The following is a 20982-nucleotide window of genomic DNA, read 5'->3' as shown; positions in this document are numbered from 1 at the left end:
ACTAATTCGTTGATGGGCGAATTGTTCGGCATCGGCTGGCCGGTCGCGATCACCTACGGCGTCGAGTCGACGCTGTTCCTCGCCACTGGCCTGATGGTCGGCCTGCTCGGCGAATCGCAACTGGCCGCGCATCAGATCGCGCTGAACGTCGCGTCGGTCGCGTTCATGGTGCCGCTGTCGATCGGCCAGGCGGCCAACGTGCGGGTCGGCTACTGGGCCGGCGCCGGTCAGCCGCTCGCCGCGCGCCACGCGGGCTTCGTCGCGCTCGCCCTCGGCGTCGGCTTCATGTCGATGTCGGGCCTCGTGCTGATCACCGCGCCGCACTGGATCGTCGGTCTGTATCTGCATCTGGACGACCCGGCCAATGCGCCGACCATCGCGCTCGCCAGTTCGCTGCTCGGCGTGGCGGCGATTTTCCAGATCGTCGACGGGATGCAGGCGGTGGGCTCCGGTTGTCTGCGCGGCCTGAAGGACACGCGCGTGCCGATGATCGCGGCCGCGTTCGGCTACTGGGTGATCGGTTTTCCGACCGGCTATCTGCTCGCGTTTCACGCCGGCCTCGGCGCGCGCGGCTTGTGGTGGGGGCTCGCCGCAGGTCTCGCGAGCGTCGCGCTGCTGATGACGCTGCGTTTTCACAGGCTGAGCCGGCGGCAGGCGCCGACGGCGGCATCGGCCACGCCGCCCGCGCGCTCGGTTTGAGCGAAGTAGCCGTACGCTCCACTCCTGAAGCACTCCCTGTAAAAGGTAAAATGGCCGCCGCGGAACGCGAGCGCTAACCCGCGCTCACGCGTCACGAACCGCACGACGGCGCGCCTCACGAAGGCAGGCGCCGGATTGGCGCCGCTCGCGCGCTCACCATTGCCCGCTTCGCGTGCGGCTTCAATTGGCCGCCCGTTTTTGCCGCGCTTTCGCCACGGCGCTTGGCCGCAGCCGCTTCACCCGTTTTGGCGCGGCAAACGCCGCAACGCCAGCCGCCAGCCGACACCCGGCCGCGCCGCAGCCCCCGCTTTCCCGCGATACAACATAACCAAGGACCACCCGCCATGCTTGCCCGCGTCACCCGCCTGTTCCCGCTCTGGGCCGTGCTCGTCTCGGTCGCCGCGTACTTGTCGCCGGCCTCGTTTTCCGGCGTTGCGCCGCACGTCACCACGCTCCTCACGATCATCATGCTGGCGATGGGCGTCACGCTGTCGGCCGGCGATTTCCTGCGCGTGTTTTCGCGGCCCGCGCCGGTGATCGCCGGCATCGTGCTGCACTACCTCGTGATGCCGCTCGCCGCGTGGGTCATCGCCCGGGCGCTGCGCATGCCGCCCGAGCTGACCGCCGGCATGGTGCTGGTCGGCAGCGTCGCCAGCGGCACCGCGTCGAACGTGATGATTTATCTCGCGCGCGGCGACGTCGCGCTGTCGGTGACGATCAGCGCGCTGTCGACGCTCGTCGGCGTGTTCGCGACCCCGCTGCTCACGCGCCTTTACGTCGACGCGTCGATCGTCGTCGACGTGCACGGCATGCTGATGAGCATCCTGCAGATAGTCGCGCTGCCGATCGTCGTCGGTCTCGTCGTCAATCATCTGTTCGGCAAGCTCGTGCGCAAGATCGAACCGATCCTGCCGCTCGTGTCGATGGTCGCGATCGTGCTGATCATCGGCGCGGTGGTGGGCGGCACGCAGAAGAGCATCGCGTCGGTGGGCCTCGTCGTGATGGTCGGCGTCATCCTGCACAACGGCATCGGCCTGCTCGGCGGCTACTGGGGCGGCCGTCTGCTCGGTTTCGACGAAGCCGTCTGCCGTACGCTCGCGATCGAAGTGGGCATGCAGAACTCCGGTCTCGCCGCGACGCTCGGCAAGCTCTACTTCACGCCCCTCGCCGCGCTGCCGGGCGCGCTGTTCTCGGTCTGGCACAACCTGTCGGGCTCGCTGCTCGCGGGAGTGTGGGCGGGTCGCCCGGCGAAAGGCTCGACCCATCCCGACGGCGAGCGCGCGCTGCGCGCCGGGCGCGTCTGATAGAGCGTGGGCGCGCCGCGGTTCGCATCGGGTGATGGATCACCGAATCGCGGCGCCCTCCCGACCGACGCGCGGCACGCTGCTGCGTTTGCAGACGAACGACGAACACGCGCCCCAATTCCCTTAGAATGGTTTTCTCGACAGCGTGCGCAGGCCTTCGCTGTCGCCACGCGAAAAGCTTGCAAAACAAGGGGAAAACAGCGTGCAGGGCCAATTCGAACAACATCGGCGGGCCGCGCGCCGCCACTCGATAGTCAGCACGACGAGGCAATTTTTCCTGCTCTCTTGCGCGGCGGCGTTGGTGACCGCCTGCGCGACGAAGCCGCCCGCCACCGCGTTCAACCGCCAGCTCACGCACGCACTCCCCGCCACCGCGGATACGCCGCTGCGCGAAGCGCTCGCGCCGTTCGAGGCGAAGCATCCGGAGCAGTCGGGCTTTCGCGTGCTGGCGAACGGCACCGACGCGTTGCAGATGCGCATCGCGCTCGCGCGCGCGGCGACCAAAACCCTCGACATGCAGTACTACATTGCCAACGAGGACACCACCGGCAAGCTGCTGCTCGGCGCCGCGCTGTATGCGGCCGATCACGGCGTGCGCGTGCGCATGCTGGTCGACGATCTGAACTTCAAGGACATCGACCGCATCATGGCGGGGCTGAACTCGCACGACAACATCGAGATCCGCGTCTTCAATCCGTTCGGCAGCGCCCAGCAAGGCATGTTCGAGCGCACCACGAACGTATTCACGCAGATCGGCCACTTCACGCGCCGCATGCACAACAAGGCGATGATCGCGGACAACCAGCTCGCGATCGTCGGCGGGCGCAATCTTGGCGACGAGTACTTCAGCGCCAGCGAAACGCTGCAGTTCCGCGACATGGACGTGCTCGCGGCGGGCCCGATCGTCGCCGACGTCTCAGCGAGTTTCGACGACTACTGGAACAGCGACCTCGCCTATCCGCTGCGTGCGCTGAACAAGCAGAAATTCGACCAGAAAGAACTCGACCAGACGCGCGACGACCTGCGCCACCACTGGCGCACCAATGCCGATCCGTACAACGCGAAACCGCTGAACGCGACGCCGCTCGCCGCGCAGATTACGAGCGAGCAGCTCGGCCTCACGTGGGCAAGTGCGGAATTCTGGGCGGACCTGCCGGAGAAGATCGCGCATCCGTCGCCGGACTACGTGAGCCCGCCGCTCGCGCGGCTGCGCGAACTGATGCGCGACGCGCAGCACGACTTCCTGATCGTGTCGCCCTACTTCGTGCCGCACGCGTCGGGCGTGCAGGCGGCCGGCGAGCTCACGCGCCGCGGCATCCGCATCGCAGTGCTGACCAACTCGCTCGCGGCTACCGACGCGGTCGCCGTGCAGGCCGGCTACAGCCCGTTCCGGGTGCCGCTGCTAAAGGCAGGCGTCGAACTGTACGAATTCAGGTCATTCCAGGACACGCCGAACGTGGGGCTGGTCGGCTCGCGTTCGCGCGCGAGTTTGCATGCGAAGACTTATGTGATCGACCACCAGATTCTCGTCATCGGCTCGATGAACCTCGACCCGCGCTCGGCCAATCTGAACACCGAGCTCGCACTCGTGATCCACAGCCCCGAACTCGCGAATCAGGTCGCCGGCATCTTCGAGCGCGCCATCCAGCCCGATCACAGCTACCACGTGACGCTCGCCGACGCGGCCCAGCTCGCCTATCTGCGCTCGATCGGCGCGCCCCTGTCGCCGCTCGTCTGGACCGACGTCGAGAACGGCCAGACGCGCACCTACATTTTCGATCCGCAGGCCGGTTTTTACCGGAATGCGCTAACGGGTCTATTCTCGTTATTGCCTGTCAACTCGGAACTTTGAGAAGCGGAGTCAACCATGACTGAAGACGTACGGATGGAGCGCGACACGTTCGGCGAAATCGCGGTGCCGAACGCCCGCCTGTGGGGCGCGCAGACGCAGCGCTCGCTGCAGAACTTCAAGATTTCGACGGAAAAGCAGTCGCCCGAGCTGATCACCGCGCTCGCGGTGATCAAGCGCGCGGCCGCCGAGGTCAACCTCGGCCTCGGTGTGCTCGACGAGCAGAAGGCCCGCGCGATCATGCAGGCGGCCGACGAGATCATCGACGGCAAGCATCCGGACGAATTTCCGCTGGCGGTCTGGCAGACCGGCTCGGGCACGCAGACCAACATGAACCTGAACGAGGTGATCGCGAACCGCGCGAGCGAGCTGCTCGGCGGCGAGCGCGGCGAAGCGCGCAAGGTGCATCCGAACGATGACGTGAATCGCGGGCAGTCGTCGAACGACGTGTTTCCGACCGCGATGCACGTGGCTGCCGCGGATGCCATCGTCAAGCATCTGCTGCCCGCGCTGAAAACGTTGCGCGACACGCTCGACGGCAAGGCGAAAGCGTTCACCGACGTCGTCAAGATCGGCCGCACGCACCTGCAGGACGCGACGCCGCTCACGCTTGGCCAGGAGTTCTCGGGCTATGTCGCGCAGCTCGAGCACGGCATCCGGCACGTCGAGTCGGCGTTGCCGCATCTGTACGAGCTTGCGCAGGGCGGCACCGCGGTCGGCACGGGACTGAACGCGCACCCGAAGTTCGCCGACGGCGTCGCCGCCGCGATCGGCAAGCTGACCGGTCTGCCGTTCGTGTCGGCGCCGAACAAGTTCGAGGTGATGGCAGCCGCCGACGCGCTGGTATTCGCGCACGGCGCGCTCAAAACGGTGGCCGCGAGCCTGAACAAGATCGCCAACGACATCCGCTGGCTCGCGAGCGGCCCACGCTGCGGTCTCGGCGAGCTGTCGATCCCCGAAAACGAGCCGGGCAGCTCGATCATGCCGGGCAAGGTCAATCCGACCCAGTCCGAAGCGTTGACGATGCTGTGCGCGCAGGTGTTCGGCAACGACGTCGCCGCGAACATCGGCGGCGCGAGCGGCAACTTCGAGCTCAACGTGTTCCGGCCGATGATCGCGCACAACGTGCTGCAGTCGGTGCGCCTGCTCGCCGACGGCGCGCACAGCTTCAACGACAACTGCGCGGCCGGCATCGAGCCGAATCACGAGCGCATCGATACCTTGCTCAACGAATCGCTGATGCTGGTGACGGCGCTCAATCCGCACATCGGCTACGACAAGGCCGCGCAGATCGCGAAGAAGGCGCACAAGGAAGGCACGACGCTGAAGGCGTCGGCGCTGGCGCTCGGCTATCTCACCGAGCAGCAGTTCGACGAGTGGGTGCGACCGAAGGATATGGTCGGACGCACCGCATGATGATGCGCGCCTAGATCTTTCCCTGCGCGACTTCTTCCGGCTTCAGCTCGACGATCGCGTCGAGCGCTTCCTTCACGTCCATCGCGTACCTGGCGAGGCGTTTCTGTTCGTCGGTCTCTGGCAGGAAGGCGGGCACCGGCACCGGATGGCCGTTCTCGTTGACGGCGACCATGACGACGAGACAGTCGGTGGTCTGCAGCAGTTCGCCGCCCTTCGGGTCGCCCGCGTGCACCGACACGTGGATGTGCATGCTGGTGCGGCCCGTCGCGACGACGCGCGCGCGCAGCTCGACCAGATTGCCGACGAGGATCGGCCGACGGAAACGGATATTGCCGACGCTAACCGTCACGCAATAGCGCCCAGACCATACCGCGGCGCATGCGTAGGCGGTTTCGTCGATCCACTTCATCAGCGCGCCGCCATGCACCTTGCCGCCGAAGTTGACCGAGGTCGGCTCGGCGAGAAAGCGGAAGGTGGTTTCCGAACGGTCCAGCGGTGCGGTGGGAACAGTGCTCATCTTGACTCCGGTCAATCGGATGCATTGAAAGGAGGCGATTATACGAGCGCAATATTGCGCGCGGCGCGGCGTCGATTGGGGACGCGGCGCGAAGCGCGCCGATGGGCCGAGGGTGGGCCTAGTTGTGGACGCTGATCCCTGTGTCGACGGTGCCGTACATGTTGATGCTGCCGCTGCCGGCCGACCCCGAGCCGGCTCCGCCCCCCGCGCAGGCGCTGGACAGCAGAACCGCCGCGGCGACGGCGAGAAGAGTTTTCATCACATCGATTTCCTGCAAGGACAGGCTTCGATTCTAGCCTGGCGGCTCGCGACGACGCGCAAACGCGGACCGAGCCGGACACGTCCGTCGCATCGATTGTTCACGCGAAGCTGAAACATCGAATACCCGATGCGCGTAGAGTAGGAATCGTGGCGGCGGGCTTTGCGATTGGACCGCGCTGCCCTTTGGCCCATTCAGGAGACGCGCCATGACCGCCCCCCTCTTAGACGACCAGAACCACTTCCCCGGGCCTGAGCCGCATCGGCGCGCTACTCGCCGATCCCGGCCGCGCCGCGATGCTGTGGGCGCTAATGGACGGCAGCGCCCGCCCAGCCGGCGAACTGACGATGATCGCGGGGCTGTCGCCATCGGCGGCGAGCGCCCATCTCGGACGGCTCACCGACGGCGGGCTGCTCGCGCTCGAAGTGCGCGGCCGGCATCGCTATTTCCGTATCGCGTCGGCGGACATCGCCGCATCGATCGAAGCACTCGCCAACGTCGCGCAGGTCAGCGCGCCACAGCGCTCCGTGCCGCGTCCGGCACGCACCGTGCCGCTAGAAATGCGCTACGCGCGCACCTGTTACGACCACATGGCAGGCGAGCTGTCGGTGCGCATGTTCGAGCGCATGCTCGAGCGCGGACTGCTGACGCAAGACGGCGCTTCGCTCGAAGCGACCGCGCAGGGCGTCGCCCGCTTCGCCGACTGGGGCGTCGATATGGCCGCGCAGAAGACCCGACGGCGGCGCTTCGCTTGCACCTGCCTCGACTGGAGCATGCGCCGACCGCATCTGGGCGGCGCGCTCGGCGCGGCGTTGCTCGATGCGTGGTCGGCGCATGGCTGGGTCGAGCGGACCGAGCGGCCGCGCGTGCTGCGCGTCACGCCGGCCGGCCATCAACAATTCGATGCGTTTCTGGCCGGATAGACCGTTCACCTGCCGGCGGCCCGACGCCGCGAGACCTTTTGTTACACGCCAGTGAATCCACATTACAAATGAGCGACTCTTGAAACATAGGCGGCAAGTACAGTGACTGAACGGACCCGGCCCATTGCCACGTCCGTCGGAGATCAGTCATGACACACGCCAAGCAGCCCGTGCAGCATGCCGGGATCCGACGCCGGATGAGCGGCTATACGCTGATCGCGGCCGCCGTCGCGCTCGCGGCGCAGAGCGCCCTGGCGCAGCAAGCGACACCCACGCCACAAGCCGCGGCGGCCGTCGGGCCGGGCGGCGATCCGTCGGGCGGCGATCCGTCGGGCGGCGCTCCGTCGGGGGGCGATCCGCCGGGGCGCGTCGCGCGGCTGAACTACACGGCCGGCGCCGTGACCACCGAGCCCGCCGGCGCGACCGACTGGTCGTACGCGCAGATCAACCGGCCGCTGACGACCGGCGACCAGCTATGGAACGACCGGAACGCACGCTCCGAGCTGCACATCGGCTCGACCGCGGTGCGCCTCGGCCAGAACACGAGCCTCGACGTGCTCAATCTCGACGACACGACCGCGCAACTGAAAGTCGCGCAAGGCACGCTATCGACGCGCGTGCGCGAGCTCGCGCCGGGCTCGTCGTATGAAATCGACACGCCGAACCTTGCGCTCGGCGTAAATGGTCCCGGCGACTACCGTGTCGACGTCGCGCCGGACGGCAGCAGTACGACCGTCACCGTGCGCAGCGGCAGCGCGATCGCATACGGCGACGGCGGCCAAGTGCCGGTCGCGGCGGGTCAGCAGATCCGCTTTGCCGGCACCAGCCTGCAGCAGCTCGCCGACAACCGCGCCCCTGCTCTCGACGAACTCGACCAGTGGGCCGCCAGCCGCGACGCCACCGAAGACCGCTCGCTGTCGGCGCGCTACGTGTCGCGCGACATCCCCGGCTACGAGGACCTCGATGCCAACGGCACATGGCGCGAGACGCCGCAGTACGGCGAAGTGTGGGTGCCGAGTGCGACGCCGGCCGGCTGGGCGCCGTATCACGACGGCCACTGGGTCTGGCAGGCGCCGTGGGGCTGGACCTGGGTCGACGACCAACCTTGGGGCTTCGCGCCGTACCACTACGGCCGCTGGGCCGAGCTCGACGGCACGTGGGCCTGGGTGCCAGGTCCGCTCGAAGCGGACGCGACGCCGGTCTATGCGCCGGCGCTCGTCGCATTCGTCGGCGACGACGACGGCGGCGTCGACTGGGGTGTGAACCTGGCGGTCGGCGGCGTCATCGCGGCGGGCGTCGCGTGGTTTCCGCTCGGGCCGGGCGAGCGGTGGCATCCGCATTGGGGCGGTCACGACCGCTGGAGCGCTGGGTACTACGACCGCGTGAACCGCACGGCGATCGTCAACGACTACCGCCGCAACGTGAACATCCACAACACATACGTGAACTATCGCGTGCCGGGCGGTGTGACAGCCGTGCCGGCGACAGCGTTCGTGCACGGTCAGCCAGTCCGACGCTTTTCGCAGAAGGTCGATCCGGCGCAGTGGCGCAACGCGCGGATCAACCCGGGCGCACCGGGGATCGCGCCGGTGCGCGAAAGCTTCGGGTCGGATCTGCGGCGCGCGAACTACCGGCCACCGGCGAGCGTCGTCGGCCGGCCGGTCGTCGCGACTCGCAATCCCGTCATGCCGGCCGCTTATCACGACGAGCTCGCGCAGCGCTTCGCGCAAAGCGGCGGTCGGGTGCCCGGCGGCGGCCAGCCGGTCGTGCGCACCGCGGTGCCGGCGCATATGACCGGCGCACCGAACGCGCTGCCGATGGCGAACGTGCGGGTCGTGCAATCGCATGTGCCGGGACGTCCGCCGGGGATGGCCGCCGGTGCGCCCGGCGCGCCCAGCGCAATGGGCGGTAACGGCCCGCATGGCGTCGAGCAGGCTGGCCAGCGGCCCGGCGAAGCCGGCGTCGTGGGGCCGCATGGCGAAGCGCCGCAAGCGCGTCAGGGCATGCCGCCGCAGACGGTCGGCAAGCCGCGTCCGCCGCAGTCTGGCGAGAGCGGGCTCGCGGGCAATATGGGCCATCCGTCGAATGGTGTGCCGCGGCCGCCGCATGCAGCCGGTGGGAATTCAGCCAACACGGCGGCGTACGCACGGCAGCGCGGCGCGCCGCAGGAATGGGGCGCGGTCGGCAGGTCTCAGCCGGCATGGACGCAGCCGCATACCCCGATGGCGCAGCAGGCACCGCGCATGGCGCAACCGGGCGGCGCGCAACAGCCGAGCTTCGCGCAACAGTCCGGTGTGCCCCATCCGCCGGACAACCCGGCCGCGCAGCAACAGGCGCGAGTGCCAAACTCGCATCCGCCTGTGACGCAACAGGCGCCGCACGCCCTCCCGCCGCAGCAACCGCGTCCCGAACCACAAATGCAGCAGGCGCAACAGCGGCGTGTCGAACCGCGTCCGCAGCCGATGCCGCAAGCCCCTCGGCCCGAACCGCAGTTCCAGCACGCGCAGCAGCCGCATTTCGAACCGCGTTCACAGCCGATGCCGCAAGCCCGGCCCGAGCCGCGTCCGCAGATGCAGCAGCCACGCCCCGAACCGCGGCCCCAGCAGGTGCAGCAGCCACGTCCGCAACCCCAGCCGCAACCGCAACATGCCGAGCAGCACCAGGGCGGCGGCAACCGTGACGAGCATCACAAGAGCTGAGCAGGACGCCTGCCGTCCCGGCAACAATAAAGCCCCGCGATGCAAACCATCGCGGGGCTTCTGTTATTCGACGACGACGAGGGCGAGCGCTACCGCCCCGCTCCCACCGACATCAGACCGCCATCGGCGCCGTCAGCGGCTCGTGATGCCGATAGCCGACCAGAGAGAAATCCGCAGGCTCGATCGTCTCGAGCCATTCCGGCTCGTACACGCCGGTCTCCGCGTAGTCGGGCACGCGATCGGAAATCGCGAGCCGCGGACTCTCGTACGGCTCGCGCTCGAGCTGCTGGTGCAGCATATCGAGCTGATTCTCGTAGATATGCGCATCGCCGATGAAATAGCTGAACCAGCGCGGCGTATAGCCCGTCAGCCGTCCGACCAGATGGAGCAGCGCCGCGCCCTCGGTCAGATTGAAGGGCGTGCCAAGCCCGACGTCGTTGCTGCGGATATACAGGCACAGCGAAATTTCGCGGCGCGTAACGTTCGGCAGAAACTGGTACAGCAGATGGCAAGCCGGTAGAGCGATCTGGTCGAGCACGGCTGGGTTCCAGGCATGGAACAGAATGCGTCGATCGGCGGGGTTCTGCATGATCGTGTCGAGACACTGGCGCAGCTGGTCGATCGCCTTGTAAAGCAGCACCTTCGAGCGGCCTTCTTCGTCGAACTGTGTGATCACGCGAAAACCGCGCGCCTGCGCGTCAGCGAGTTGTGCACTTGCGCTGGCGTCGAGCACCTTGTAGGCGGGCCACTTGCGCCATTGCACGCCGTAGACGTCACCGAGATCATCCGGACCCTCGCGATACGGATTGGCGAGCCACTGCGCATTCTGATTCGCGTTCCCGTCCCACACCTTGCAGCCGAGCTCGCGGAAATCCGCGGCGCTGCGCGAAGCACGCAGAAACCCGACCAGCTCGCCGATCGCCGACTTGAACGCGAGCTTCTTCGTCGTGACCGCTGGAAAGCCTTGTTGCAGATCGAAGCGCAGCATCGCGCCGGGCATGCTGATGGTGCGGATGCCGGTGCGGTTTTCCTGCCACGTGCCGGTGTCGAGAATCGTACGGACGAGGTCCAGGTATTGTTTCATGCAGTTTCCTTCGGCGCGGCGCGAACCCGATCAGGCGCGCACACGGAATTGAGCAAAACCCGATTCTAACAAGCGCGACCGCACGCCGCCGGGGCATGGCGCGCCGCATGGGGAATATCGAGGGAAATACCAGACGGAAAGGAAAACATCGCGGTACGCGATATACGGGCGGCAAACACGTGCATGCAAAAGTGCTTCGACGCGACGCTTGCCGGCTGGCGTCGCTGCGCCCGGAAGGCACAGTCAATCCGTCCGAACCGGCACAGCCCGAGACCCACGGCGACGCGCCAGACCTTCACATGCCACGTCGCCCGTCTCACCGCTCGCCCGCCGCCTACAGATGCTGCACCGACGCCGGCAAATCGCCGTGCGGCGGCGCCATCGGCTCACCTTCCATATGACGCATGCCGTGCGAGCACAGCAGCCGGTACAGCGTTACTCGCGAGATGCCAAGTTCCTGCGCCGCGTCTCCGAGCCGCCCGCGATGCCGCAGCAACGCAAGCTCGATCGCCTGACGCTCGGCCGCTTCGCGCGCCTGCGCGAGCGACACCGGCACGATCTCGACGTATTCGGCAAGTTCGAGGTCGCGCGCGGTGATCGCGCGTCCCTCCGACATCACGATCGCGCGCCGCACCCGATTGATCAGTTCGCGCACGTTGCCGGGCCAGCCGTAGTTATGCAGCGCGGCGATCGCGTCGGGCGCGAAGCCACGCAGGCGGCGGCTCGCATCCTTCTTGAAACGTTCGAGCATGTGCCGCGCGAGCAGTTCGATGTCCTTGCCGCGCGCGCGCAGCGGCGGCTCGTCGATCTGCAGCACGCAGAGGCGGTGATAGAGGTCGGAACGGAAGCGCCCTTCGATCATCGCCGCGGTCATGTCCACGTGCGTGGCCGAAATGATGCGCACGTCGACGTCGATCGCGCTATGGCCGCCGAGCCGCTCGACCTTGCGCTCCTGCAGGAAGCGCAACAGGCTCGCCTGGCTTTCGAGCGGCAGATCACCGATTTCGTCGAGAAACAGCGTGCCGCCGTTGGCCGCCTCGACCCGGCCGATCTTGCGCTGGTTCGCGCCGGTGAACGCACCGCGCTCATAGCCGAACAGCTCCGATTGCAGAAGATGCGGCGGGATCGCACCGCAATTGATCGGCACGAACGGCGCGTTGCGCCGCGCCGAGCGTTCATGAATGGCGACTGCCGTCAGCTCCTTGCCGGTACCCGATTCGCCGGAGATGAACACCGGCGCGTCGGTCATCGCGACCTTGCGGATCGAGCGGAACAGCGCGAGCATCGCGTCGCACGAGCCGACCATCTCGCCCTCGGCGCCTTGCGAGCCGTCGTGCGACGCCGTTTCGCTCAGCGAGATCATGCCGTACGCATGACCGACCGAGTCGACAATACGGTCGCCAGAAGACGGCACCGTCACATAATCAAAACAGTAGTCGCGCACGAGCCGGCGCAACGCGGCGTCCTGGAGTTGGCCAGGCGTAGTGGCAGCGACCCAGCCGACGTTCGGCATGGTCAAACAGGATTCAAAAGCGGCGATTTCGTGCGGCTGGAAATCACTGGACAGATCGAGCAGGCCGCCAGCAGCCGAGCCGGTGCGCACTGCCCGGCGCGCATCGCGCGCCGATCCCACGACTTCGACATGCCAGCCACGCTGCATAAAACGCGTATTCAGTTCCGCGCTCGGGTCACGCGAAACGTAAATCAGTTGCCGCGTTGCGGGTTCCATTATTCAGATCCTCTCGCCAACGAACGTTAAGGACGACGCATGCACCTGAAATTGCGGTTCAGACACGCTGACTCGTCCAGGATTCGCGAATCGCAAAACCCGAACGGCCATTCCATTCCGTGCGGACAGCTGATCCCCAAGAAAGCGGCGTGTGTGTGTTCGAGACGGCCCGATATGGGCCTTTTTTAAATCTGAAGCTGTTTTCGGGAGCTTACTATACGCGCGCCGCTTCGAAAACAATTATGCGAATTTAATCGATTGACCCATTGCCCATCAAGGCTTAGCGGCCGATCGCGATTTATTCAGCCGACAAATAAAACATTAGTGGAAGCGCTTTTCGTGGCGTTCTCGCGACAGTATTTCGTACCTCGCGGATTAACGAATTATAGGTATTTTCTGCTGATCCGTTTCAGGGCTGCAACGTTTTTTCCCGATTTGGAACGCATTAGTCGTGTTTGCGCCGGTTGGCGCCAGACGTATCAATGGATTGCGAACGATGGCACACGTTTCGCTAATTGGCGTGCACCAAGGAGACACATCATGCGACTCGCATTCCGCATCGATCTGATAAGCCGCCGCGCACCATACTTCGCGATCTGCGCAGCTCTCGCGTTCAGCGCCCTGCCGGCGAGTGCCGGCACTCCGACAGCGCAAGCCGCCCCGGCGCGATTCGCCACGCTGACGGATTCCGGCGATGCCGCCGACCCCGCCTCCGCCAGCCTGCAAGCCACCGCGCCGGTTGCCGCGGAGGACAACAGCCAGATTGCCACCAACCCGTCGACCCCGGCTGCCGATGCTGCATCCATGAACGATATTTCGCTCGACGACCAGATGCTGTCGCGGCAACGCGGCGGCGCGCTCGGCATGTTGATGGTCGCCGCGACGCCCCGGTTGATGCAAAGCGGCGGCAACCAGGTGACGTTGTGGGACGAGATCGCGCCACCCTCGCCGCTGCCGGTGCCCGTCGATGCCGCGCGCGTCGCCCAGGGCAACGTCGCGACATACCAGCGCAAGTAAGCACGACGAAGCCACGAACAGACGGCAAATAACCAGGCAATGCAGGACCGGTGGCCGCGCGAGCAGTGACGCGCCCCACGACGGCGGGACACAGGCAACAAGAGAGAAGGGACCGGGACATGAGTACGAACCAACAGACGCCGCACGCCCTCGGGCTGCCGGCGGCGTCGTTCAGCAACGCTCCCGTCTTGCCGCGCGCCGCTTCGGCCGGCACCGCCCTTCTCGCCAGCGTCCTCGTCACCGCCTGCTTCACGAGCCATGCCTATGCCGAGCAGGTTGCCAATCCGGGCGACCTCGTCGTCGAGCGCAGCGTCACGCCGCGCGACGCGTTCGTCTCCGTGCCGCGCGACCAGGACCCGGTCGCCGTGCGCGCCACCACGTTCCCGGCCAACTCGTTCGAGCCGACGATCGCGACGCTCGTCGGCGACACCGATCTGACGAACGCGCACGGCTCGAACGGCGTCGCCGCCGGCGGCGTACTCGGTGGCACCGGCTTGCAGGCCGTCACGCAGATCCTCTCCGGCAAGGCGACCGGCAACACGATCCCGCTGAACTCGGGCGGCATCGGCGGACCGGCTACGGGCGTCGGCGGCACGATCAGCTCGTCGGTGACGGGCGCGCTCGCACCGCTATCGAACGTGCTCGGCGGCGCGCTCGGAGGTCTGAAATGAGCACATGCCTGCGCCCCTCGCTGCGCTCGCGGCAAATCGCTGCGGCGCGCCCGGCCCTGCGCGTCTGCGCGTGCCTGTGCATGGGCGTCGCTGCGTTCGTCGCCGGCGCGGCTCACGCGCAGGCGCAAGCGGTGCCCATCGTCGGCGCCATCGCGACGATCGGCCCCGGCGCGGGCATGGGCGCGACGGGCGCGCTCACGGTCAACGAAACGGCTGGCCTCGACAACGCGCAGGCCAACCAGATCACGGTGACGAACGGCGCCGCGGTCGGCAACGCGAACGCGAGCGTGCAAAGCGCGTCGGTGGCCGCGAACGTGCCGCGCGCGCAGGCGTCGATCGAAGCCAATGCGTTTTCGAACACATCCGGCGCGGTGCTGGTGAACCAGTCGGCCGGAGCAGGGAATCTGCAGCGCAACAGCACCCAGATCGGGACTGCGGCGCTCGGAGTCGAGACCGTCTCGGATGGGGAGCTATCCGCGACGGCCCCGAAAAACGGCAGTCCGGGGCAGTCGAACGCGATTCACGGCGTGCGCGAGGCAAGCATTTCCAGCGACGCCTTGCGCAACGCGAACGGAATCGTGCAGGTCAACCAGGCAGCCGGCGCCGGTAATGCCACGGCAAACAGTTTTGTGCTCCGTCCCCCGGCGGGCACTTTTTTTAACTGACCACACTTAAGTATCGGAGCGAATCATGAAGCGCACTCTCATTGCCACGGCCGTCCTCGTTGCCGCGTCCGGCAGCGTGCTTGCCGCGCCGCAGAAGGCCTACCTGTTCAATACGACGGTCGTCGGCGAGATGGTCGGCGTCGAAGGTCTGGTCGGACTGTTTGGCTGCGTGCATGTCTCCAGCACGGCTAACGCTGTGATCAACAACAATCAGACCGTCAACGTGAATGCGACGCTCGATCCGCAGGCCCAGACCTACACCAGCGGCAACGTGACCACGACCCTGAACAACAGCACAACGTCGGTCAGGGGCGGCGGCTCGGCATTCGCGTTCACGACGCAAAACCATACGTCGTCGAGCTCGGGCTCGCAGGGCTTCGAAGCCTCCGGCGGCTATGCGTACGGCAGCCAGAGCGCGAGCGTGACGAGCAGCGGCTATGAAACCAGCCAGCAGGCAGCCGGCATTGCGGGCAGCTTCTCGCACACAAGTCAGAACTCGGGCGGCCAGCTGTCGGCCGGCGGCTCGATCGGCGGCAGCTACAGCTATCAGGACCACAACACGTTCTCGCACGGCAGCGGCTCGTTCAGCGCCCGCGGCGGCCTGCAGGCCGGTTATCGCGAATCGAGCTACGCGAACTCGTCGGGCGTCGCCGGCGGCTTCGAAGCGAGCGAAGCGTCCGGGCAAAGCCGTTCATGGGGCTTCAGGGCGAGCGAAGGCTCCGGCTATGCGATGGTCGGCGAGCAATCGTCGGGCTACTCGCGCAGCCGCTCGTCGTCGAGCGACTCGTATGGCGCCGCCTGGGGCATCGACGCAGGCATGTCGACGACCGACGTGACGACGCGCGGCTCGATCACGCAGCACATCAACAACGAAGCTGCCGCCACGCTGAATGCAACCACCGGCACCAACGCAGCCAGCAACGTGTCGGGCAACCTCGGCATCAACATCGCGGAAGGCATCGACAACGCGCAGAGCAACGACGTGTCGCTCGCCTCGGTCGACGTCGGCAACGTGTTCGGCAACGCGCAGGCCTTCAACGTGCAGTCCTCGGGCGGCAGCGCGACGATCCATAACTTCAATCTGAACGCGTCGGTCGGCAACGGGTCGCTGTCGGGTGTGACGGGCAACGTCGGTGTGAACATCGCTTCCGGTATCGGCAACGCGCAGGACAACGCGCTTGCCGGCGCCGTGACGACGACCTCGCCGGGCAAGGCGCTGACCACCGCGATGGATGCGACGGACGACAACTCGCAATCCGCGACGATGACCGTCCACGGGCAATTCCAGGGCAACGCGAGTCTGGGTGCCGATACACTGAAAGGCGCCTCCGGAAACATCGGCGTGAACATCGCCGGCGGCGCGGGCAACTTGCAGCACAACGGCCTCGCCATCGCGGCGCTGAACAGCGGCAAGTAAGCCGACGACGCGGCGAGCGCGGGCAAGCAGAAGAAGCACAAAGCAGTCGGAGGGACGCGCCGGCAGCCATCGAAGCTGCCGGCGCGGATCGGGCAGGAGACCAGCATGACCGGGTTCAAGGGGTTCCCGGCGCTACCGTTCGCCGTAGCGCTGGCAGGGTGCGTGCTGTGCGCGGATCACGCCGCCGCACAGTCGAGCATCGACACGTCCACGTTCGTCGGCGTGCCGTTGACGAAGACGGTCCGTTCGATGAAGGACCTGCGTTACAACCACATCGTCAATCAGCAATTCGATTACAGCTGCGGCGCGGCGGCGCTCGCCACCCTCCTCAAGTACGGCTACGGCATCGATATTCCGGAAACCGAACTGATTCGCCGGATGATGGTCTTTTCAACCCCCGAAGTCGTCGTCAAGAACGGCTTCTCGATGCTCGACATGAAGCACTTCGTCGAGACCATCGGACTGCGCGGCCGCGGCTTTCGCGTCAACGTCGAAGCGCTCCACCATCTTCAGATCCCCGTGATGGTCCTGATGAACATCGACGGCTACGAGCATTTCGTGATCGTCAAGCATGCGCAGGACGGCCGCGTGTTCATCGCGGACCCGGCGCTCGGCAATCGCATCGTGCTCGAAGAGGACTTCGCGAAGACCTGGAACGGTCTCGTGTTCGCGGTCCTCGGCAAACCCTTCAGGGAGGATTCACCACTGTTGCAGGACAACGAGTCGCTCGCGCTGAAGCTGCGCGCCGCTGCGCTGGCAGCCGGCACCGCCGCGACTCCCTTTTTCGAGTACGGCTTGAACAAGGCAGACATGTTCTGATCCCGCCATGAAGTCACACTTCACACAGCTTGGGTTCGTGCTCTGCGCCGTCGCCTGCGGCGCAGGCGGCCTTGCCCACGCTTCGGAGGGCGCCGCCTCGCCACCGGCTCCCGAACTTTCGATACCACCCGAGCCAGGCGCCGCGCCCCTGCGGGTGCAACTCGTCGGCGACGACGTGCTCGCGACCCAGACCGGCAAATACGCCGGCGCGACGATGATCTCCGGCTTCGTGCTGAACGTCATTTCGCAATGGCAGTTGCCCAACGGCGCGAGCGCGCTCGCCCAGGGATCGCTGAGCGCGGTGCAGAACGGCGGCGGCCAGCTCACGAACTCCGTCAGCACGTTCGCCAGCGTGAGCGGCGGCGCGCACGGCCAACCAGGCGATTCGGGCGCCAACCCGAATGCCCAGGCGCGCGGCGGCCAGAGCATCGGTGTCAATGGCGTGTCGCAGATCACCCAGGTCGCGGGCGATCGCAACAGCGGCACCAACACCGCGCTAATTGACTTCAACAACAGCGCCGTGACGCTGACGAGCTCCGCCAACTCGCCGTCGGCATCGGCCAGCAATTCGACCGGCTCCGTGAAAGCCGGCATTTCGTTCGGCAGCAACGGCGTGAACGTGGCGCTGCAGACACCCGCTGGGCTCGCCACCCAGACCATCGCGCCGAGCAACGGGCAGATCGCCCAGTTGCTGCAGATTGCAGGCAATAACCAGCAAGTCGCCAACGCCCTGCAACTGCATCTGCAAACCCAGCAGATGTCGGCTTCGATGCTTCGTCAGTTAGGCGTACTGCAGGCACTGCAAAACAGGAGATGACGAAGCGGGCCGCCACCTGCCCGTTGCAGCAAAAGCAGTAAAGAAACGGCCGCGCAGTCAGCACCGCGCGGCCGGACCACCGGGGGAGCAAAAATGAAAAAAGTGTCATCGCCCAGGGCACCGCGCATGGCTCTCGCGGCCATTCCGGCCGCCGTGATGCTGTGGGCTCTTTCTCAGTTGGCGAGCGCGCAGGCGCTCGCCGGTCAATCCGTGGAGGACCGTCTGAACACGCTGATGCGCGTCGTCGACGAGCAGCAGCGGCAGATCCATTCGCTCGAACGGCAGGTCACCGAACTCGAGATGGCGCAGCGCGGACGCGGCGTGCCGCGCGCCGACGCCCCCGCGGGCAGCGACACGGTGGCCGAGCAGCCGGGCGCCGACGGCCTGCCGGTGCCGCTGCCGCCGCTCGCGCAGATCGCGCCCGGCGCGCCCGCGCCGGCGGGCACCACCGGCACCGCGACCGGCGTGCCGGTCAATCCGCCGACGCCGGACGGCAGCAATGCAGGCAACGCCAGCGCCGGCGGCCTGCCCGCCGCCACCGACGGCAGCGGCGCGGTCGGCCGGACCCAGCGCGCGAACGAACCGGTGCGCACGCAGGCCGAGCAGGCGGTCGTGCAACGCGAGCATGCGCCGCTCTTCGACCACAAGCTGACGATGGACTTCGGCATCAGCGACACCTACTACGACCGTCGCCAGTTGCAGTTGTCGGGCTTCCTCGCGCTCGACGCGATTTTCCTCGGCAACATCAACCTCGGCCAGACCAAGTCGCACCAGGTAATGGCGGACCTCGACACGCGCTACGGCGTGTCCGACCGCATCAATGTCGACGTCGACGTGCCGTACCTGTATCGGCGCAGCACCTTCATCGTCGGCGGCGCGGGCGGCGCGGCGAGCACGCTGTCGGACGCGACGGTGTCGAGTCACGACATCGGCGACGTGAACTTCGGCATCTACTACCAGTTCGTCAGGGAAACCAATGCCTTGCCGGACGTGGTCGGCAGTCTGCGCGTGAAGGCGCCGACCGGCAGCTCGCCGTTCGGCGAAAAAGTCGTGCAGGTCGACGCGGACAACACCAACCTCGTCGCGCCGACCAGACTGCCGACCGGCACCGGCTTCTGGAACATCACGGCGGGTCTGTCGGTGCTGAAGACCTACGACCCGGTCGTGCTGTTCGGCAGCGTTTCCTATACCTACAACCTTGCGCGTTCGTTCGCGGACATCTCGTCGGTGCAGGGACAAACCGAACCGGCGACGGTCAAGCTCGGCGACATCGTGCAGTTCGGTGGAGGCGTCGCGCTCGCGTTCTCCGACAAGGATTCGGCCAGCGTGTCGTTCACGATGGCGCTCGAACCCGCGTCGCAGACCAAGTCGCCGGGCGGCAGCTATCAGAAGGTGCCGGGCAGCGAAACCACGGCCGCGGCGATGAATTTTGGCCTGAACCACGTCGTGAACAAGCATCTGACCATCAACGGCTCGGTATCGATCGGACTCACACCCGACGCGCCGAACTTCGTGGTCGGCATGCGCTTTCCGTACACCTTCTGACGTGCCAACGATACGAGGTCGAACGTGCGTGACTCACCTCATCTGACCAGTGTGGCTTCCGTCGCGGCAGCGGGATCGCATCTGTCGCTCGCGGTGCCGAAGCAGCGCGCCGCCGTCGCGCGACAGCTGCTGTACGTCGCGCGCACGCCCGACGAAACGCTGATCGCGCATCTGAAAAGCCGCGGCTGGCAGGTCGCGGCGGCGCGCTCGGCGCACGAACTCGGGCGGCTCGCGAAACCTGACATCGCATGCGCGGGAGTCGTCGATCTGGCGAGCTTCGCGCCGCGCGACATCGGCGGGCTCGAGGCGAGCCTGCGTCAGCAGCAGATCGGCTGGATCGCGCTGGCGACCAACGAGCGGCTCGACGATCCGCTCGTGCGACGCCTCGTGCGCCACTACTGCTTCGACTTCGTGAAGCTGCCCGTCGCGCACGCCACGATCGACTATCTGGCCGGCCACGCGTTCGGCATGGTCGCGCTGTGCGACCCGGAACTTCCGCCGCCCGTCAGCGAAGCGGGCGACGAGGAAATGGTCGGCACCTGCGAGGCGATGCAACAGCTTTTTCGCACGATCCGCAAGGTCGCGAACACCGACGCGAGCGTGTTCATCGCGGGCGAATCGGGCACTGGCAAGGAGCTGACCGCGCTCGCGATCCACGAGCGCTCGCCGCGCCGCAAGGCGCCTTTCACGCCGATCAACTGCGGCGCGATCCCGCCTCATCTTCTTCAATCCGAACTGTTCGGCTACGAGCGCGGTGCCTTTACCGGCGCGAATCAGCGCAAGATCGGCCGCGTCGAGGCGGCAGACGGCGGCACGCTGTTTCTCGACGAGATCGGCGATCTGCCGCTCGAAAGCCAGGCGAGCCTGCTGCGCTTTCTGCAGGAAGGCAAGATCGAGCGGCTCGGCGGACGCGAATCGATTCCGGTCGACGTGCGCATCATCTCGGCGACCCACGTCGATCTCGACGGCGCGATGCGCGAGGGCCAGTTCCGTGCGGATCTGTTTCATCGCCTGTGCGTGCTGCGCGTCGATGAGCCGCCGCTGCGCGCGCGGGGGCGGGACATCGAGATTCTCGCGTACCACATGCTGCACAAGTTCAAGACCGACAACGCGCGCAAGATTCGGGGCTTCACGCCGTCGGCGATCGAGGCGCTCTACAACTACAACTGGCCCGGCAACGTGCGCGAGCTGATCAACCGCGTACGCCGCGCGATCGTGATGGCCGAGAACAAGCTGATCTCGGCCGACGACCTCGACCTCGCGGGCTACACGGAGCAGGAAAGCATGACGCTCACGCAGGCGCGCGAGGCTGCCGAGAAGCGCGCGATCGAGGCCGCGCTGCTGCGCCATCGGCACCGGTTGAACGAGGCGGCGGTGGATCTGAACGTTTCCCGAGTGACGCTGTATCGGCTGATGGGCGTGCACGGCTTGCGCGAACCGGGCAGCGCCGACGACAAGGGAGCACTCCCCGCAGACGGGCCGGCGCGGGAGTGAGCGGCGGGTACGCGTCGGTGTGGATCGACGGCTCGGGTAGAATCGCCCGGTTACCCTC

At 66.7% G+C, this 20982-nt stretch carries 16 protein-coding genes and 2 pseudogenes; 14 read left to right on the top strand and 4 right to left on the bottom strand.

What is annotated here, in order from left to right; genetic code table 11:
- Window positions 1-9 precede the first annotated feature (9 nt).
- From OKW39_RS17265 to fumC, 4 genes and pseudogenes are all read left to right on the top strand, one after another.
- Window positions 10-699: pseudogene (locus OKW39_RS17265) on the top strand (MATE family efflux transporter); the annotation flags it as partial.
- Window positions 700-1043: 344 nt separating this feature from the next.
- A complete protein-coding gene (gene panS, locus OKW39_RS17260) occupies window positions 1044-2003 on the top strand; it encodes a ketopantoate/pantoate/pantothenate transporter PanS (protein ID WP_429563105.1) in 960 nt (319 codons plus the stop codon).
- A 250-nt stretch (window positions 2004-2253) separates the two neighbouring features.
- Window positions 2254-3855 carry a phospholipase D family protein gene (locus tag OKW39_RS17255; RefSeq protein ID WP_429563498.1) on the top strand — a complete coding sequence of 534 codons (1602 nt, stop codon included), beginning with the start codon at window positions 2254-2256 and terminating at the stop codon, window positions 3853-3855.
- 15 nt (window positions 3856-3870) lie between these two features.
- The gene (gene fumC / locus OKW39_RS17250) at window positions 3871-5268 is read left to right on the top strand and encodes a class II fumarate hydratase (protein WP_429563104.1); all 1398 of its coding nucleotides are present in this window, start codon (window positions 3871-3873) and stop codon (window positions 5266-5268) included.
- Between the two features lie 10 nt (window positions 5269-5278).
- On the opposite strand, the gene OKW39_RS17245 is transcribed toward fumC, so the two are convergent.
- Window positions 5279-5785: an acyl-CoA thioesterase gene (locus OKW39_RS17245; protein ID WP_090801232.1), complete on the bottom strand. Its 507-nt coding sequence runs from the start codon at window positions 5783-5785 to the stop codon at window positions 5279-5281.
- 118 nt (window positions 5786-5903) lie between these two features.
- The gene (locus tag OKW39_RS17240; protein ID WP_167368602.1) at window positions 5904-6044 is read right to left on the bottom strand and encodes a hypothetical protein; all 141 of its coding nucleotides are present in this window, start codon (window positions 6042-6044) and stop codon (window positions 5904-5906) included.
- A 208-nt stretch (window positions 6045-6252) separates the two neighbouring features.
- Between OKW39_RS17240 and OKW39_RS17235 the strand changes: the two are divergent.
- A pseudogene (locus OKW39_RS17235) lies at window positions 6253-6967 on the top strand (ArsR/SmtB family transcription factor).
- Window positions 6968-7116: 149 nt separating this feature from the next.
- Window positions 7117-9666 (top strand): DUF6600 domain-containing protein, encoded by a 2550-nt coding sequence (locus OKW39_RS17230; RefSeq protein ID WP_429563103.1) that lies wholly within the window; start codon window positions 7117-7119, stop codon window positions 9664-9666.
- Window positions 9667-9778: 112 nt separating this feature from the next.
- Here the strand turns inward: OKW39_RS17230 and OKW39_RS17225 are convergent, their stop codons facing one another.
- Window positions 9779-10750, bottom strand: a complete 972-nt coding sequence (locus OKW39_RS17225; protein ID WP_429563102.1) for a thymidylate synthase — start codon at window positions 10748-10750, stop codon at window positions 9779-9781.
- 334 nt (window positions 10751-11084) lie between these two features.
- Complete coding sequence (locus OKW39_RS17220) at window positions 11085-12479, bottom strand: sigma-54 dependent transcriptional regulator (protein WP_090801240.1); 1395 nt, start codon at window positions 12477-12479, stop codon at window positions 11085-11087.
- A 540-nt stretch (window positions 12480-13019) separates the two neighbouring features.
- On the opposite strand from OKW39_RS17220, the gene OKW39_RS17215 reads away from it, so the two are divergent.
- From OKW39_RS17215 to OKW39_RS17180, 8 genes are all read left to right on the top strand, one after another.
- On the top strand, window positions 13020-13496 hold the full coding sequence (locus tag OKW39_RS17215; RefSeq protein WP_429563101.1) for a hypothetical protein: 477 nt from the start codon (window positions 13020-13022) through the stop codon (window positions 13494-13496).
- A 119-nt stretch (window positions 13497-13615) separates the two neighbouring features.
- Window positions 13616-14167, top strand: a complete 552-nt coding sequence (locus tag OKW39_RS17210) for a hypothetical protein (RefSeq protein WP_429563100.1) — start codon at window positions 13616-13618, stop codon at window positions 14165-14167.
- Window positions 14164-14832 (top strand): hypothetical protein, encoded by a 669-nt coding sequence (locus OKW39_RS17205; protein WP_429563099.1) that lies wholly within the window; start codon window positions 14164-14166, stop codon window positions 14830-14832. Before OKW39_RS17210 ends, OKW39_RS17205 begins: the two co-directional genes overlap by 4 nt.
- A gap of 25 nt (window positions 14833-14857) precedes the next feature.
- A complete protein-coding gene (locus OKW39_RS17200; protein ID WP_429563098.1) occupies window positions 14858-16249 on the top strand; it encodes a hypothetical protein in 1392 nt (463 codons plus the stop codon).
- Window positions 16250-16354: 105 nt separating this feature from the next.
- Window positions 16355-17068, top strand: a complete 714-nt coding sequence (locus OKW39_RS17195) for a C39 family peptidase (protein ID WP_090801251.1) — start codon at window positions 16355-16357, stop codon at window positions 17066-17068.
- A 7-nt stretch (window positions 17069-17075) separates the two neighbouring features.
- Window positions 17076-17885 (top strand): peptidase C39, encoded by an 810-nt coding sequence (locus OKW39_RS17190; RefSeq protein WP_429563097.1) that lies wholly within the window; start codon window positions 17076-17078, stop codon window positions 17883-17885.
- A gap of 93 nt (window positions 17886-17978) precedes the next feature.
- A complete protein-coding gene (locus tag OKW39_RS17185; protein ID WP_429563096.1) occupies window positions 17979-19430 on the top strand; it encodes a hypothetical protein in 1452 nt (483 codons plus the stop codon).
- Between the two features lie 24 nt (window positions 19431-19454).
- Entirely contained in the window at window positions 19455-20924 is a 1470-nt protein-coding gene (locus tag OKW39_RS17180) for a sigma 54-interacting transcriptional regulator (RefSeq protein WP_429363302.1), read from the top strand.
- Window positions 20925-20982: the final 58 nt, after the last annotated feature.

This window comes from Paraburkholderia sp. MM6662-R1, from assembly GCF_050436245.1.
In the GTDB taxonomy this organism is placed as follows: Bacteria; Pseudomonadota; Gammaproteobacteria; order Burkholderiales; family Burkholderiaceae; genus Paraburkholderia; species Paraburkholderia tuberum.
The sequence above is the reverse complement of the archived record's forward strand: the minus strand, read 5'-3'. Positions and strand labels throughout refer to the sequence as shown.

Excerpts from the sequence above, each read along its gene's own strand:
- panS (WP_429563105.1), top strand. The coding sequence starts at position 1,044 with ATGCTTGCCCGCGTCACCCGCCTGTTCCCGCTCTGGGCCGTGCTCGTC.
- fumC (WP_429563104.1), top strand. The coding sequence starts at position 3,871 with ATGACTGAAGACGTACGGATGGAGCGCGACACGTTCGGCGAAATCGCG.
- OKW39_RS17245 (WP_090801232.1), bottom strand. The coding sequence starts at position 5,785 with ATGAGCACTGTTCCCACCGCACCGCTGGACCGTTCGGAAACCACCTTC.
- OKW39_RS17240 (WP_167368602.1), bottom strand. The coding sequence starts at position 6,044 with ATGAAAACTCTTCTCGCCGTCGCCGCGGCGGTTCTGCTGTCCAGCGCC.
- OKW39_RS17230 (WP_429563103.1), top strand. The coding sequence starts at position 7,117 with ATGACACACGCCAAGCAGCCCGTGCAGCATGCCGGGATCCGACGCCGG.
- OKW39_RS17225 (WP_429563102.1), bottom strand. The coding sequence starts at position 10,750 with ATGAAACAATACCTGGACCTCGTCCGTACGATTCTCGACACCGGCACG.
- OKW39_RS17220 (WP_090801240.1), bottom strand. The coding sequence starts at position 12,479 with ATGGAACCCGCAACGCGGCAACTGATTTACGTTTCGCGTGACCCGAGC.
- OKW39_RS17215 (WP_429563101.1), top strand. The coding sequence starts at position 13,020 with ATGCGACTCGCATTCCGCATCGATCTGATAAGCCGCCGCGCACCATAC.
- OKW39_RS17210 (WP_429563100.1), top strand. The coding sequence starts at position 13,616 with ATGAGTACGAACCAACAGACGCCGCACGCCCTCGGGCTGCCGGCGGCG.
- OKW39_RS17205 (WP_429563099.1), top strand. The coding sequence starts at position 14,164 with ATGAGCACATGCCTGCGCCCCTCGCTGCGCTCGCGGCAAATCGCTGCG.
- OKW39_RS17200 (WP_429563098.1), top strand. The coding sequence starts at position 14,858 with ATGAAGCGCACTCTCATTGCCACGGCCGTCCTCGTTGCCGCGTCCGGC.
- OKW39_RS17195 (WP_090801251.1), top strand. The coding sequence starts at position 16,355 with ATGACCGGGTTCAAGGGGTTCCCGGCGCTACCGTTCGCCGTAGCGCTG.
- OKW39_RS17190 (WP_429563097.1), top strand. The coding sequence starts at position 17,076 with ATGAAGTCACACTTCACACAGCTTGGGTTCGTGCTCTGCGCCGTCGCC.
- OKW39_RS17185 (WP_429563096.1), top strand. The coding sequence starts at position 17,979 with ATGAAAAAAGTGTCATCGCCCAGGGCACCGCGCATGGCTCTCGCGGCC.